This window comes from Halomonas halmophila (assembly GCF_006540005.1).
GTDB classification, from domain to species: Bacteria; Pseudomonadota; Gammaproteobacteria; order Pseudomonadales; family Halomonadaceae; genus Halomonas; species Halomonas halmophila.
On record NZ_BJOC01000011.1, the window covers coordinates 101,343 to 115,431 of the forward strand.

General features: G+C 61.5%; 10 protein-coding genes and 2 tRNA genes. 8 read left to right on the forward strand and 4 right to left on the reverse strand.

Annotation, left to right across the window (positions count from 1 at the left end):
• The first annotated feature begins 102 nt into the window (after positions 1–102).
• The 3 genes from HHA01_RS03240 (at position 103) to HHA01_RS03250 (ending at position 5,535) form a co-directional block, all read left to right on the forward strand.
• Positions 103–1,380, forward strand: coding sequence for an efflux RND transporter periplasmic adaptor subunit (locus HHA01_RS03240; protein WP_141317676.1), 1,278 nt, complete (start codon positions 103–105; stop codon positions 1,378–1,380).
• The gene (locus HHA01_RS03245) at positions 1,377–4,562 is read left to right on the forward strand and encodes an efflux RND transporter permease subunit (RefSeq protein WP_141317677.1); all 3,186 of its coding nucleotides are present in this window, start codon (positions 1,377–1,379) and stop codon (positions 4,560–4,562) included. Before HHA01_RS03240 ends, HHA01_RS03245 begins: the two co-directional genes overlap by 4 nt.
• 271 nt (positions 4,563–4,833) lie before the next feature.
• On the forward strand, positions 4,834–5,535 hold the full coding sequence (locus tag HHA01_RS03250) for a hypothetical protein (RefSeq protein ID WP_141317678.1): 702 nt from the start codon (positions 4,834–4,836) through the stop codon (positions 5,533–5,535).
• Here the strand turns inward: HHA01_RS03250 and HHA01_RS03255 are convergent.
• Positions 5,527–6,147 carry a TetR family transcriptional regulator gene (locus HHA01_RS03255; protein ID WP_141317679.1) on the reverse strand — a complete coding sequence of 207 codons (621 nt, stop codon included), beginning with the start codon at positions 6,145–6,147 and terminating at the stop codon, positions 5,527–5,529. The genes HHA01_RS03250 and HHA01_RS03255 overlap by 9 nt on opposite strands.
• A gap of 153 nt (positions 6,148–6,300) precedes the next feature.
• Here HHA01_RS03255 and HHA01_RS03260 point away from each other — a divergent pair, with 153 nt between their 5' ends.
• Complete coding sequence (locus HHA01_RS03260) at positions 6,301–7,332, forward strand: succinylglutamate desuccinylase/aspartoacylase family protein (protein ID WP_141317681.1); 1,032 nt, start codon at positions 6,301–6,303, stop codon at positions 7,330–7,332.
• Positions 7,333–7,341: 9 nt separating this feature from the next.
• Here HHA01_RS03260 and dusA read toward each other — a convergent pair whose 3' ends face one another.
• Positions 7,342–8,340, reverse strand: a complete 999-nt coding sequence (gene dusA, locus HHA01_RS03265) for a tRNA dihydrouridine(20/20a) synthase DusA (protein WP_141317683.1) — start codon at positions 8,338–8,340, stop codon at positions 7,342–7,344.
• 185 nt (positions 8,341–8,525) lie between these two features.
• Between dusA and HHA01_RS03270 the strand changes: the two genes are divergently transcribed.
• The 4 genes from HHA01_RS03270 to HHA01_RS03285 all read left to right on the forward strand — a co-directional run bounded on the left by HHA01_RS03270 (position 8,526) and on the right by HHA01_RS03285 (position 11,014).
• Positions 8,526–9,080 (forward strand): hypothetical protein, encoded by a 555-nt coding sequence (locus tag HHA01_RS03270; RefSeq protein WP_141317685.1) that lies wholly within the window; start codon positions 8,526–8,528, stop codon positions 9,078–9,080.
• Positions 9,081–9,207: 127 nt separating this feature from the next.
• Positions 9,208–10,686, forward strand: coding sequence for a glutamate--tRNA ligase (gene gltX, locus HHA01_RS03275; RefSeq protein ID WP_141317687.1), 1,479 nt, complete (start codon positions 9,208–9,210; stop codon positions 10,684–10,686).
• Positions 10,687–10,838: 152 nt separating this feature from the next.
• Positions 10,839–10,914: transfer RNA gene (locus HHA01_RS03280), tRNA-Ala, on the forward strand.
• Between the two features lie 24 nt (positions 10,915–10,938).
• Positions 10,939–11,014 (forward strand) — tRNA-Glu (locus HHA01_RS03285).
• A gap of 563 nt (positions 11,015–11,577) precedes the next feature.
• Here the strand turns inward: HHA01_RS03285 and HHA01_RS03290 are convergent.
• A complete protein-coding gene (locus tag HHA01_RS03290) occupies positions 11,578–12,468 on the reverse strand; it encodes an NAD(P)-dependent oxidoreductase (RefSeq protein ID WP_174787708.1) in 891 nt (296 codons plus the stop codon).
• A 99-nt stretch (positions 12,469–12,567) separates the two neighbouring features.
• Positions 12,568–13,854 (reverse strand): citrate synthase, encoded by a 1,287-nt coding sequence (gltA, locus tag HHA01_RS03295; protein ID WP_141317689.1) that lies wholly within the window; start codon positions 13,852–13,854, stop codon positions 12,568–12,570.
• Positions 13,855–14,089: the final 235 nt, after the last annotated feature.

The following is a 14,089-nucleotide window of genomic DNA, read 5'->3' on the forward strand; positions in this document are numbered from 1 at the left end:
GAACCTGCAACGTGACATACAGACGTGGATGTATGTTTTACATCCGCGCTTTTATATGTATAGTCTTGTCGACTTTCGATGTGCTCAACGGGATAGCTAGGCATGAAAACGATGATTCACAGGGCCCGAGGTGGACTCCTGGCACTTGCCTCGGGCCTGTTGCTGGCAGCCTGCGGTCAGGGCGATGGTAGCGGTCAGCAACAGCAAGCCGCCTCTGGTGAGGCGCCGCCACGTCCCATGCCGGTCATGGAAATGGCCAGGCAGGACATCCCTCTGGACAAGTCCTACCCCTCCAAGCTGCGCAGTGACGGTGAAGTCACACTGGTTGCCCGCGTGACCGGGGTGCTTGAAGAGCGCAGGTTCGAGCCGGGAGAGATTGTCGAGCAGGGTGAGAGCCTGTATGCCATCGAACCGGATCTGTACCAGGCGACCGTGGCGCAGCGCAAGGCCGATCTGGAAAGCGCCAAGGCGGAGTTGGCGCGTGCGCAGAGCGATGCTCGACGCTATGAACAGCTGCTCAGCCAGAACTCGGTGAGTCGTCAGCAGTATGATCAGGCACTGGCCGACCGCAATGTAGCGCGAGCCAGCGTGGCCCAGGCCGAAGCGGCGCTGAGCAGTGCCCAGCTCGACCTGAGTTATACTGACGTGACCGCTCCGGTGAGTGGCCAGATCGGTCTCAGCCAGGTGAACGTTGGCAATCTGGTGAATTCGGGTACGAAACTTGCCACGATTACCCCGCTTGATCCGCTTGAAGCGCGCTTTCAGATGCCGCAAGCCGCTGCGTCGGCGTTGCGCCAGCAGTTGAAGACCCAGTCAATCGGTGACATCGGTGCCAGCCTGGAGTTGCCCAACAATGGCGGGACCATGGAGGGTAAGCTCGATTTTCTGGGCGCTCGTGTCAATGAAAGCACCGGCACGGTGCAAGCCGAGGCCAGCTTCGCCAACCCCGATGGCAAGGTTTTGCCGGGGCAGTTCGCCCGGGTGAGCCTGGAAGGGCTCAAGCGCTTCAACGTGCTGGCGGTACCTGAAATTTCTGTTACTCAGGGCCTGATGGGCCCGCAGGTGTTCGTTCTCGACGAACAGAATGTGGCACGCTCACGCACCTTACAACTGGGTGAGCTCGCCGGTCCCTGGCAGATCATCCTGGATGGGCTCCAGCCCGGTGATCGCGTGGTGGTCGGCGATCCAGCCGGCCTGCAGCCGGGCACAGCGATCGAGCCTCAGCCTTTCAATGGTGATGCCGAGGCCCTGATGGACAAGCTGGTACAGTCGCAAAGTGCCGGTAAGAAGCAGTCGGCTGAAGGTGGTGCTGCCCCTGGTGGGAACCAGGTGGCATCTGGAGAGCAAGGTTCCGCGTCGGCCGAAGAGGGAGCGGAATGAGTTTCTCCAACTTCTTCATCAAACGACCGATCTTCTCGACAGTACTCGCCATCATCCTGACGATTGTCGGGGTGATGAGCATGCGAGTGCTGCCCATCGAGCAGTATCCCAGCGTGGTACCGCCGACGGTGTCCGTGCAGGCTTCCTACCCGGGTGCCGATGCCGAGACTGTATCCCAGACGGTGGCGGCCCCGCTGGCGGAAGCCATCAACGGTGTTGAAGACATGCTTTACATGACGTCGACCAGCTCCAGCCAGGGGTCGATGTCGCTCAATGTGTCCTTTGCCATTGGTTCCGATGGCGATATCAATACCATCAACGTCAACAACCGGGTGCAGGGCGCCCTGTCTCAGTTGCCCGAAGCAGTGCAGAGCCAGGGCGTGCAGGTCGAGCTGAGTTCCAGCTCGATCCTCATGCTGGTGTCGTTGATCTCGCCGGATGGCGATTACGGCAAGGTCTGCATGCAGAACTATGCCACCCTCAACATTCTGGATGAGCTTCGCCAGGTGAAGGGTGTGGGGTCCGCCGAGGTGTTGGGTGGCGGCGAGTTCGCCATGCGGATATGGATGGACCCGGACAAACTGGCCGAATACGACCTGACACCGGCCGAGGTGTCGCAGGCGATTCGCGCCCAGAACACTGCAGTGCCGGCGGGCAGCCTGGCGGCTGCGCCTCAGGATGACCCGCGAGCCTACACCTACACGGTGACCGCCGGAGGGCGCCTGACCAGCCCTGATGATTTCCGCGACATCTTCCTGCGTACCAACCCGGATGGCTCGTCATTGCGTCTCGGAGATGTGGCACGGGTCGAACTCGGGGCGTCCTTCTATGGGGTCGACGCCAAGCTGAACGGCGGCACCATGACGCCGATCATGATTAATCAGCAGCCCGGCGCCAATGCGTTGGAGACGGCGAAGGGTGTGATCAGCACCATGGAGGAACTGTCCAGCCGCTTCCCGCCGGGACTCGAGTATGTCACTCCCTATGACACCACTCAGTTCATCAGCGCCTCGGTTGAGACGGTCTTTCATACCTTCATCGAAGCCTTCCTGATCGTCGCCGTCATTCTGTTCATCTTCCTGCAGAACTGGCGCTTCACGATCATCGCCATGTCGGTGGTGCCAGTCTCGGTACTGGCGACCTTTGCCGGCTTCTACATGTTCGGCTTTTCCATCAACCTGCTGACGTTGTTCGCCATGGTGTTGTCGATCGGCATAGTGGTCGATGACGCCATACTGGTGGTGGAGAACGTCGAGCGGGTGCTCAGTGAAGATGAAGACATCACGGTGATGCAAGCGACCATCAGGGCCATGAAGGAGGTCGGTGGTCCGGTCATCGCGACCTCGCTGATCATGGCGGCGGTCTTCGTGCCGGTGGCCTTCCTGGGCGGTTTCAGTGGCCAGATCTATCAGCAGTTTGCCCTGACGGTGGCGGTCTCGGTCGCCTTCTCGGCACTCATGGCACTGACCTTCACACCGGCGCTATCGGCAATCTTCATCAAGCATGATCTGCACCGCAAGGAAACTGCCTTCATGCGTGCGGTACGCACCCCCTTGCGCTTGTTCGATCGTCTGTTTGCCGGTATCACCGCCGTCTATATGTGGGGCGTCAAGGTACTGGTGCGCTTCTGGGGCGTGGCGCTGCTGTTGACGGCCCTGGTCGGTGCCGGCTCCTGGTGGATGTATCAGAGCACGCCCTCGACGCTGGTGCCTTCCACGGATCAGGGGATCGTGCTGGCCTCGGTACAGCTGCCTGATGCGGCCTCGCTGGAGCGCACCCAGAACTACATGGCCAAGCTCAGTGATGCCATCGAGGGTGTCGAGTCGGTCAAGTACTCCACTGCGGTGGCAGGCTATGACATGCTGACCAGCACGGTGAATACAGCGCGGGGCGTCATCTTCGTCAACATGAAGCCCTGGAGCGAGCGTGACATGGGTGTCGAGGAGCTGATCGGCAAGATCATGAAGTTCGGTGCCCAGATCCCGGGTGGCTCGGCCATGGCCTTCAATATGCCACCGATCATCGGCTTGTCCACCACGGGCGGGTTTACCGGCTATCTGCAGTCCTATGAAGGTGCCTCACCCGAAGAAATGTCTCAGGCATCCATGAAGCTCATGGGGGCGGCGGCCAAGCACCCGGCGTTGAAGCAGGTCTTCACGACCTACAGTGCCAATGTGCCGTCCTACGAGGTTACGCTCGATCGCCAGAAGGCGTTGAGCTATGGCGTGTCCATGGATGCCTTGAATTCGACTCTGGGCACGACGCTGGGCAATGGCTTCGTCAACTACTTCAGCTATCAGGGACGCAACTTCCAGGTCTACCTGCAGAACGAGGATGAGTTCCGCAAGACGCCGGACGATATCAACAATATCTATGTGCGTGGCGGTGACGGAGAGCGCATCCCGATCTCCGAATTCGCTTCCATCGAGCGGCAGACAGCGCCTTCGGTAGTCACGCGTTTCGGTGTCTATACTGCGGCCCAGTTCCAGGGCGGACCGGCGCCAGGGTACAGCTCGAGCCAAGCCATTCAGGCCATGGAGCAACTGGTGAAGGATGTGCTTGGTCCTGGCTGGGGAATGGGCTGGACCGGTACGGCCTACCAGGAGAGTCAGGCAGGGAGCGCGGCGACTCTGGCCATCGTGTTTGGGCTCTTGATGGTGTTCCTGATACTGGCAGCGCAGTACGAGAGCTGGTCGTTACCACTGGCGGTGCTGACGGCGACGCCCTTTGCCTTCCTCGGTGGCATCGGTGGCATCGTGCTGCGGGGGCTCGACACCAGTGTCTATGTGCAGATCGGCATGCTGGTGGTCGTCGGCCTGGCGGCCAAGAATGCCATCCTGATTGTCGAGTTTGCCGAGTTGCAGCGTCGCGAACAGGGCAAGTCGATCCGCGAAGCAGCGATCACGGCGGCTGAGCTGCGTTTCCGGCCGATCGTCATGACGTCGCTGGCGTTCATCTTCGGTACCTTGCCGCTGGCCCTGGCAACCGGCGCCAGTGCCACCAGCAGCCATCACATCGGTACCACGGTGGCGGTGGGCATGGCCTCGGTGGCCATTCTCGGCAGCCTGTTCGTGCCCAGCTTCTACGCCATGATCGCGGCCATTACCGACTGGCTGAAGCGCAAGACCGGCAAGGCGGATAGCGGGAATAGTGAGACAGCCGTGCAGCAGGACGCTCACTGATCTGACATTTCCCTGATCCGTGGCGGACGGGCATCGCACCTTCGGGGGCGGTGCCCGTTTTTTATTGAGGGGGCGGCGATAGGGAAGCGCCTGGTCTCTACAACGAAAGAGGGGGGATGGTCACGGCATTGCATGGTCTATCCTGAAAGGAAAAGAAAGTTTTGCCGGCTAATTAACCGGGCAGTGCTATCGGGCCGATATCGGGGCGACGTGCAGCGTTTCCCTGCATTCGACCGACATCCCAGGTCACACGACCACAGGAGGACGCGCCATGAACACCGTGATGGAGCTGGCTCTAAGCTTTCCGCTGATTGTCTTCACGCTACTGCTGGGTTTGCTTGCGCTGTACTGGCTGCTGGTGATGCTGCGCCTGGTGCCCACCGAACTCTTCGAACGAGACAGCCTCAAGGAGGATCATCTGGCCAGCACCATGGTCACGCTGGGCTTTGCCGGTGTCCCGGTCTCCATGGCTCTGAGCGTACTGACCATCCTCGCCGGGCTGGTCACGCTGGCTATCGAATGGCTGCTGCTGAGCCGGATCTCGCTGGGACTCTTCCGTGTGCCGGCCGGGGTCGTCGTGCTTTGGGCGGCGTTTGCCCTGGCATCACCGCTGTCGGCAGCGCTGTGTCGGCGCTTGCATGGCAGGCTGCACCGCCATCCGACGCTTTCGCGTCGCTGCCTGCTTGGCGAGACGGTACGTGTGGTCGACGTCACCGAGGACCGAGGCGCTACCGCCGTGCTGGACGATGACGAGCACCGTCAAGTGGTGTTAAAGGGCAAGTCGGGCAATCAGCCACGTCCGGGCGATCGGCGAGTCCTGGTCAAGTACCTCGGCGATGTCGGTGCCTACCGGTCGGTGCTGGAGCAGGATTACCTGGACGCCCGCACACGGCTGGTGAAGCTTCGCCTCGTCGGCCATGAGGGAGCCAGCAGCGAACCCAGGAGCCGCAACGGCTCCTCGAGCTCAGCTTGAGGCGGTGTCGCGGCTGAACAGGCGGAGCTGAGTGTCCACCAGCTCCGTGCCGCGCTGCTGTAGGGAAAAGGCTTCGGTGTTGCGTAGCCAGTCGTGGTAGAGGCCGCTCAGGGTTGTCTGTAGCAGGCGGGTGGCCACGGCCGGGTCCAGGTCCTTGCGCAGCAGGCCTTGTGCCTGGGCCTCGTCAAGGTAGATCTGCAGAGCGCCCAGGCACTCGTTGGCCATTTCGGCCTGGATCGCCTGGGGGTCGATGTCGGTGGAAAATTCGCAGCGGTGCAGCAGGGTGGCATGAACGCGGCGATGCTGCGTTTGCTCGAGCCGATGAAACCCCTGCTGGCACCCCAGGCGAATGGCTTCCAGTGGTGAAGCTTCGTCGGGCACATTTTCGGCCACGAGTTCCTCGAAGGGCATCCGCACCCGGTCGAGCACCGCGCGAAACAGGTCGGCCTTGTTGCGAAAATGCCAATACACTGCACCTCGCGTCATGCCGGCATGGCGGGCAATCTGCTCGAGCGAGGTACAGGCGACGCCTTTTTCGAAGAAGACGGCTTCGGCGGCATCCAGCAGTGCCACGCGTGTGGCTTCGGCTTCGGCCTTGGTACGTCGGGCCATGGGCAAGTTCGACTCTTGATGATGCTTGATTCCATTCTACCCGAGGCGGAGGGTTTTTACATTCGTTGGTGTATGGTTATTTCCGGCCCTCGTCTTGTCGTGCTGCGCAGTGTATAAGAAGGGCTTGTCTTGTGGCTGCAACAGGGAAGGATAATGGCTCGTGCGCCTTTTGAGCTGGCCGATGTGCGTGTCGCACCCGGGACTCGACAACAGATCGATGTTCCCGTGGCCAAGCTGTATACCCATGCCCCCTTGTACATCCCGGTGGAGGTCGTGCATGGGCGACAGCCCGGACCGGTGATGCTGGTGTGCGGTGGCATTCATGGCGATGAAATCAATGGGGTCGAGATCGTGCGACGCCTGCTGCGCTCCCGGCAGTTGTCGCGCTTGAAGGGAACCCTGATCGCCGTGCCCATCGTCAATGTATTCGGCTTCGTGCAGCACACCCGCTATCTGCCCGATCGGCGGGACCTCAATCGCTGCTTTCCGGGCAGTGAGTCGGGGTCGCTGGGGGGGCGAGTGGCGGCACTGTTCCGCGAGCAGATCGTCGATCAGGCGACCCACATCATCGATCTGCATACCGGCGCCATTCACCGCACCAATCTGCCACAGATTCGTGCCCAGCTGGCGACCAGCGAGGAGACGGAGCGCATGGCCAATGCCTTCGGCGCCCCCGTCATACTCAACGCCGAACTGCGTGAGGGTAGCCTGCGCCATTATGCGCAGAATCGCGGCACGCCGGTACTGACCTATGAAGCCGGGGAGGCGTTGCGCTTCGATGAGTGGGCCATCACGCCCGGAGTGCGGGGTGTGCTGAGGGTCATGCGGCGCCTGGGCATGCTGAGCTCAGGCAGTCGGCGTCGCGAACCGCCGGCGGCAGAGGTGGCCAACGGCTCGAGCTGGGCGAGGGCGCCCATCGACGGCATCCTGCGGCCCCAGGTCCGGCTGGGGGCGCGAGTGGCCAGGGGGCAACAGCTGGGGCGCGTCGCCGACCCCTTCGGCAATGCCGAAGGCGAGGTGCTGTCGATGGCAGACGGCATCGTGATCGGCATGGGTCGGTTGCCGCTGGTCAATGAGGGCGAGGCACTGTTCCATATCGCCCGTTTCGACGAGATCGATGAAGCCGAAAGTGCCATCGAGACCTTCCAGTCCAGCCTGGAGCCGCCACCGGATTCGTTGTATTGACCTGCCGGCTCAGCCCGCCATGGCGGGCTGGGTCTCGGGCACCAGGCCGAGGGCATCGTCGACCACCGCCAGGCCGGCACCATCGCGGTGTGCATTCTCGGAGAGGTGACGGCGGAAGCGCCGCCCCCCGGGGCAGCCCTGGAACAGCCCCAGCAGGTGGCGTGTCAGGTGGTTGAGCCGGGCACCTTCCTCGAGTCGTCTGGCGATGTAGGGGCGCAGGGCGCGTGCTGCCTCGTGGCGGCTCGAGGCCGGGTCGCGCCGGCCATACAGGCATGAATCCACCGAGGCCAGCAGCCAGGGGTTCTGGTAGGCTTCGCGGCCGACCATGACGCTATCCACATCGTCCAGTTGCGCGCGGCATTCCGCCAGGTCCTTGATGCCGCCGTTGATGCCGATGTGCAGCGAGGGGTACTGGGTTTTCAGGCGATGCACCCGCGGGTAATTGAGCGGGGGCACATCCCGGTTTTCCTTGGGTGACAGGCCCTCCAGCCAGGCCTTGCGGGCATGCACGATGAAGGTCTCGCAGCCGGCCTCCGCCACCTGCTCGACGAAGCGCGCCAGGTCGGCATCCTCGTCCTGGTCATCGATACCGATACGACACTTGACGGTGACCGGAATCGAGACCTGAGCCTGCATGGCCTTGACCGCCGCGGCCACCTTGTCCGGATACGCCATCAGGCAGGCGCCGATCAGGTTGTTCTGCACCCGGTCGCTGGGACAGCCGATATTGAGGTTGACCTCGTCATACCCCCAGCTTTCGGCGATGGCCGCACACTCGGCCAGCGCCCCCGCATCACTGCCGCCGAGCTGCAGCGCCAGCGGATGCTCGACCGGGTCATGGCCCAGGAAGCGTTCGCGGGGCGAGCCATACAGGATGGCGCCCGTGGTCACCATCTCGGTGTAGAGCAGCGCGCACCGCGTCAGGGTACGGGCGAAGGCACGGTAATCGCGTGTCGTCCAATCCATCATGGGCGCCACGGAGAAGGTTCGGTCGAGGGTGCTGGTCATGCGATTCGGCTACAGGAAGCGTGAGATATGGTCGCCATTCTATCACTCCGGGGCGGGCTTGCGAGAGTCGGTGGCGCTGCGTGGAGGTCGGGTCGAGCCTGATCGCGGGATAATGGTCGAAGTGTGTCGGCAGGTGCGCGGCTGAATGATACGCTGAAGGTTCATCCTTGGTGCTGGGGGCACGCATGAAGAGATGGCAGTCAGTCGTGCTGAGCGTCGTGCTGTTGGCGGGCTGTGGCAATGATGATCAGCCGAATTCAAATGCCGATGAGCGTCTCGGCGGAGTGGCGCAGCCGAACACCGAGGTGCAGGACGCCGGAGCCGATGAGGCGAAGGCTTTTGTTCAACCAGTAGAATTCGATATCTCGCTGCGCATCGATGAGGCCGGCCGCCTGGTCATCGAGGTATCGACCAACCTGCCCGAGGGGACTCGGCTGAGGGTAATGGCCGAACGCAGCGCCAGTGGTGTGAGCTGGCGTGACAGCCAAGAGGTTGTGGAAGGCGCCGTATCCGCGGGTCCCTTCGGTCCAGGCAGTGGCTTGCTCGAGGGAGAGTATCGGGTGCGCGTGATGATGCCGCCGGTGAGTGTGCAGCCGGCAGCGGTCCGGGCTCGTCTGGGAGATAAGGGGCAGCATCTGACAGGTGAATGGGTCGCCGAGTCCGAACATGGTCTGGGGCAGATCGTGGAAGCCGTCTGGCAGGTGCGCATCGAGCCCTCCGGGGTCGAGTTCCTGCCCTGATGACATCAGACTGCCTGTCGTCGGAGGATCATTCGGGACAGGCTGCCGGTAGCGGGTCAGGTGCGTATAATGCCGGTGACTGCCCGGTGAGCGGGCTCCCTTTTTCATCGATCGGACCCAGGATGACATGACCGTACGTACTCGTATTGCGCCGTCTCCCACCGGAGACCCCCATGTGGGAACGGCCTATATTGCCCTGTTCAATCTGTGCTTTGCTCGGCAGCACGGTGGCCAGTTCATTCTTCGCATCGAGGATACGGATCGCCAGCGTTCCACCGCCGAATCCGAGCAGATGATTCTTGATTCGCTGCGCTGGCTGGGTCTTGAATGGGACGAAGGACCGGATGTCGGGGGCCCGCATGGTCCTTATCGACAGAGTGAGCGCGGTGATATCTATGTCGAGTATGCCCGGCAGCTGCTGGAGTCGGGCCATGCCTTCAAGTGCTATCGCACCAGTGAAGAACTGGATCAGCTGCGTGAAGAGCGCAAGGCGGCGGGGCAGCACCTGGCCCTGAAGCCCTGTGACCTGGCACTGCCTGCCGATGAGTTGGCACGCCGCGAGCAGGAAGGCTGGCCCCATGTGGTGCGCATGACGGTACCGACCGAGGGTACCTGTGTGGTCGAGGACATGCTGCGCGGTTCCATCGAGGTCGATTGGGCCCAGGTGGACGCCCAGGTTCTGCTGAAGTCGGATGGGATGCCCACCTATCATCTGGCCAATGTGGTGGATGACCACCTGATGGGTATCACCCATGTATTGCGGGGCGAGGAGTGGATCAATTCCGCGCCCAAGCATCAGCTGCTTTACGAGTACTTCGGCTGGCCGATGCCGACCATCTGTCACATGCCCCTGCTGCGCAATCCCGACAAGTCGAAGCTGTCAAAGCGCAAGAACCCGACATCGATCAACTATTACCGTCGCATGGGCTTTCTCCCGCAGGCCGTGGCCAACTACCTGGGACGCATGGGCTGGTCGATGCCCGACGAGCGCGAGAAGTTCACCCTGGACGAGATGATGGCGCACTTCGATATTCAGCGTGTGTCGCTCGGTGGGCCGGTCTTCGATCTGGAAAAGCTGTCCTGGCTGAATGGCCTGTATATCCGTGAAGACCTGGATGATGATGCCTTGCTCGAGGCTCTGAAAGAGTGGGCCTTCAACGAAGCCTATGCGCGCCAGATTCTGCCCCAGGTTCGCCCCCGGGTGGAGACACTGTCGGAGGTCATGCCGCTGGCCGGACACTTCTTCGCCGGAACGGTCAATGTGGACGAAGCGAGCTTTGCCGGGGTCAAGCTGGAGCGCGAGATGCTCGTCAAGCTGCTGCAGTTCCTTTCCTGGCGGTGCGAAACGCTGCCTGCCTGGAATAAGGAAGCCCTGCTGGCCGAGGTCAAGAGCCTCTCCAGTCATTTCGAACTGAAGATGAAAGACTTCCTGGCGCCGGTCTTCATCGCCATCACCGGCTCTTCCACGAGTACCTCCGTGATGGACGCCATGGCGATCCTCGGCTCGGATGTCACCCGAGCCCGACTACGCCACGCCATCAGCGTGCTGGGCGGCGTGTCCAAGAAGCAGACCAAGCGGTTCGAGAAAGAGTATCGGGAGCTGTAAGACGCGGCTGCGCCGCTTTGAGAAGGAAGAGCGGCGCGCCGCGCCGCGAAGAGGGAAGGGGTGTCGAGTCTTCCTTCTTCCCTCTTCCTTCTGAAAATCTGTTGACGAACCCCTCAGTGGTCAGTATTATGCGCCTCGTCTTCACGAGATACGGGGCCTTAGCTCAGCTGGGAGAGCGCAACACTGGCAGTGTTGAGGTCAGCGGTTCGAGCCCGCTAGGCTCCACCATCATCTCGCTTTCGAAGACCTTGCGTCCCATTCGTCTAGTGGTCCAGGACACCGCCCTTTCACGGCGGTAACAGGGGTTCGAACCCCCTATGGGACGCCATCTCCTCTGCCGCTCGTATTTGGCGCTTCCTTCGCATTCGCGAACGTTTTTCCTTGCTCACCTGGATGTTCTCGCCGCTGCTCTGGCTTGTGGATAGCTGTTGGCAAAGCATGAGTCTGTGTCTCATTCAAGCCATAAAAGGCGATTTCAGGGCTTGACTTGTCCACGTCTGCTGTTCCTTCCATGTGACACGGAGCTTGACATCCCGCTAACCCGCATGATGCCGGGGTTCTAAGAAAATCTCTTTAAAATCAATGTTTTGAAACGGGTTAAATTTTGATCAATTTGAGGCTGAGCCGCTGTTCATGGCGATTCAGGGACGTTTTGGAAAGGTTTTAAACAGGTTTATCCACAGATTGTGTGGAAAAGGCTTCAAGGGCCGCAAGAGGGCGTGGGATGGGGCCGAACGGCGCAGCCCTGTGCACAGGGCTGGCTGATTCAGCAGGGCGTCGCCTTGATGTGCTGTGGCGTCTGCATGGCTGTTCATCCGGGCCTTCTTGATGTGGAGGCGGGGCATACCGTCAGGTCGTTGCCAGGCGCCGGATGAACGGTCTGTCGAGTGGTCACACCGCGTCGCCGACCTGGAGCCGTTTCAGCAGGGCAGAGGTGTCCCAGCGCCCGCCTCCCATGGCCTGTACCTCGGCATAGAACTGGTCCACCAGCGCCGTCACCGGCAAGCGCGCCTGGATCTGGCGGGCCTGGTGCAGGCAGATATCCAGGTCCTTGCGCATCCAGTCGATGGCGAAGCCGTGCTGGTACTCACCGTTGATCATGGTCTGGTGGCGGTTTTCCATTTGCCAGGAACCCGCAGCGCCCTGGGCAATGACCTCGACGACGCGCGTCTGGTCCAGGCCGGCTTTCTCGGCGAAATGCAGGCCTTCCGACAGCCCCTGGACCAGGCCGGCGATGCAGATCTGGTTGACCATCTTGGTCAGTTGGCCGCTGCCGGCGGGGCCCATCAGGTTGACGGCGCGCCCATAGTGCCCCAGGACAGCCTGGGCCCGTTCGTAGTCGTTGTCGGCTCCCCCGCACATGATCGTCAGGCCGCCATTCTCGGCGCCTTGCTGGCCGCCGGAGACCGGTGCATCGATGAAGCCGATGTCCCGCTCGCGGCAGGCGGCATCCAGGGTCTCGGCCAGGCTTGCCGAAGCGGTGGTGTGGTCGACCAGCAGGCTGCCCTGTGACATGCCGGCCAGGGCGCCTTCTTCGCCCAGCGTGACCGCCTTGACGTCCTGATCATTGCCGACACACATCAGGACCAGGTCAGCATCGAGGGCGGCCTGACGGGGAGAGGGATGGTGTTCGCCGCCGTGAGCGGTGACCCAGGCCTCTGCGCGGGATGTGGTGCGATTGTAGACATGCACTTCGAAACCGGCCCGGGCGAGGTGGCCGGCCATGGGGTAGCCCATGACGCCGAGTCCGATGAAGGCGATGCGCTGGATGGTCGGGTTCATGCAATCCCTCCTGAGCGATTGGTGGTGTGATGCCTTAACAAGAAAGGCCACCGTGGAAGGTGGCCTTGGATGCAATGCGCTTTGACAGTGCCGCGAGACTTACTCGGCGGGGTAGTCGCGCTTGTCATGACCCACGTACAGCTGGCGCGGACGGCCGATCTTGTAGCTGTCGCTGATCATTTCGTGCCAATGGGAGATCCAGCCGATGGTGCGTGATACGGCGAAGATCACGGTGAACATGTTCTTCGGGATGCCCATGGCCTTGAGGATGATGCCGGAATAGAAGTCGACGTTCGGGTACAGCTTGCGCTCGATGAAGTACTCGTCCTCCAGCGCGATCTGCTCGAGGCGCTTGGCGATGCGCAGCTGCGGGTCGTCGGCACGGCCCAACTGTTCGAGGACTTCGTCGCAGGTCTCTTTCATGACCTTGGCACGCGGGTCGAAGTTGCGATAGACGCGGTGGCCGAAGCCCATCAGCTTGAAGGAGTCTTCCTTGTCCTTGGCGCGATCGACGAAGCGCTGAATATTCTCCTCGCTCTCGTCGCCGATCTCGTCGAGCATGTTGAGCACGGCCTCGTTGGCGCCGCCATGTGCCGGCCCCCAGAGTGCCGCGATGCCGGCACTGATACAGGCAAACGGGTTGGCACCGGTGGAGCCCGCCAGGCGAACGGTCGAGGTGGAGGCGTTCTGCTCATGGTCGGCATGCAGCATGAAGATGCGGTCCATGGCCTTGGCATAGACCGGATTGATCTCGTAATCCTCACAGGGGTTGCTGAACATCATGTAGAGGAAGTTCTCGGCATAGTTCAGGTTGTTGCGAGGATAATTGAATGGCTGCCCGATGTTGTACTTGTAGGACATGGCCGCAATGGTCGGCATCTTGGCAATCAGGCGAATGGCGCTGATCTCGCGATCTTCCTGCTTGGTGATGTCCAGGTGATCATGGTAGAAGGCCGCCAGGCCGCCGACCACGCCACACAGGATGGACATCGGATGCGCATCGCGACGAAAGCCCTTGAAGAAGTTGGCGAGCTGTTCGTGGACCATGGTGTGCGCGGTGATGCGCCTGGAGAACTCCTGGTATTCGGCATCGCTCGGCAGTTCGCCGAACATCAGCAGGTAGCTGAGCTCGACGAAGTCCGAGTTCTGGGCCAACTGGTCAATGGGATAGCCACGGTGCAGTAGCATGCCCTTGCCGCCGTCGATGTAGGTGATGGCTGACGAGCAGGAGGAGGTGACCATGAAACCCGGGTCGTAGGTGAAGAGGCCTTCCGCGCCGAGGCTGCGGACGTCGACCACGTCAGGTCCGCGTGTGCCGGAATAGATCGGCAGCTCGATCGGCTCGTCCAGGCCATCTACCGTCAAAGTCGCTTTCCTATCAGCCATGCTGGCCTCCTCTGCGTATTCTGTATCGAGCCGACCAGCCGCTATCTTTCAGGACCCATCGGCCAAAAGGTTTGCCCACTATAGAAGCGTCTTCGTGATTGTCAATTGGTCCATTGGAGTGCTGGGTTTGACAAAAACGCGGATTCTGTAAGGTTTTGGTACAAAAAATTGTGCTCCGCACCATGCGTGGCGCGGTTTTCCGTCTGCGTCTGCCTGATGAACCCCGCAGTAGAAG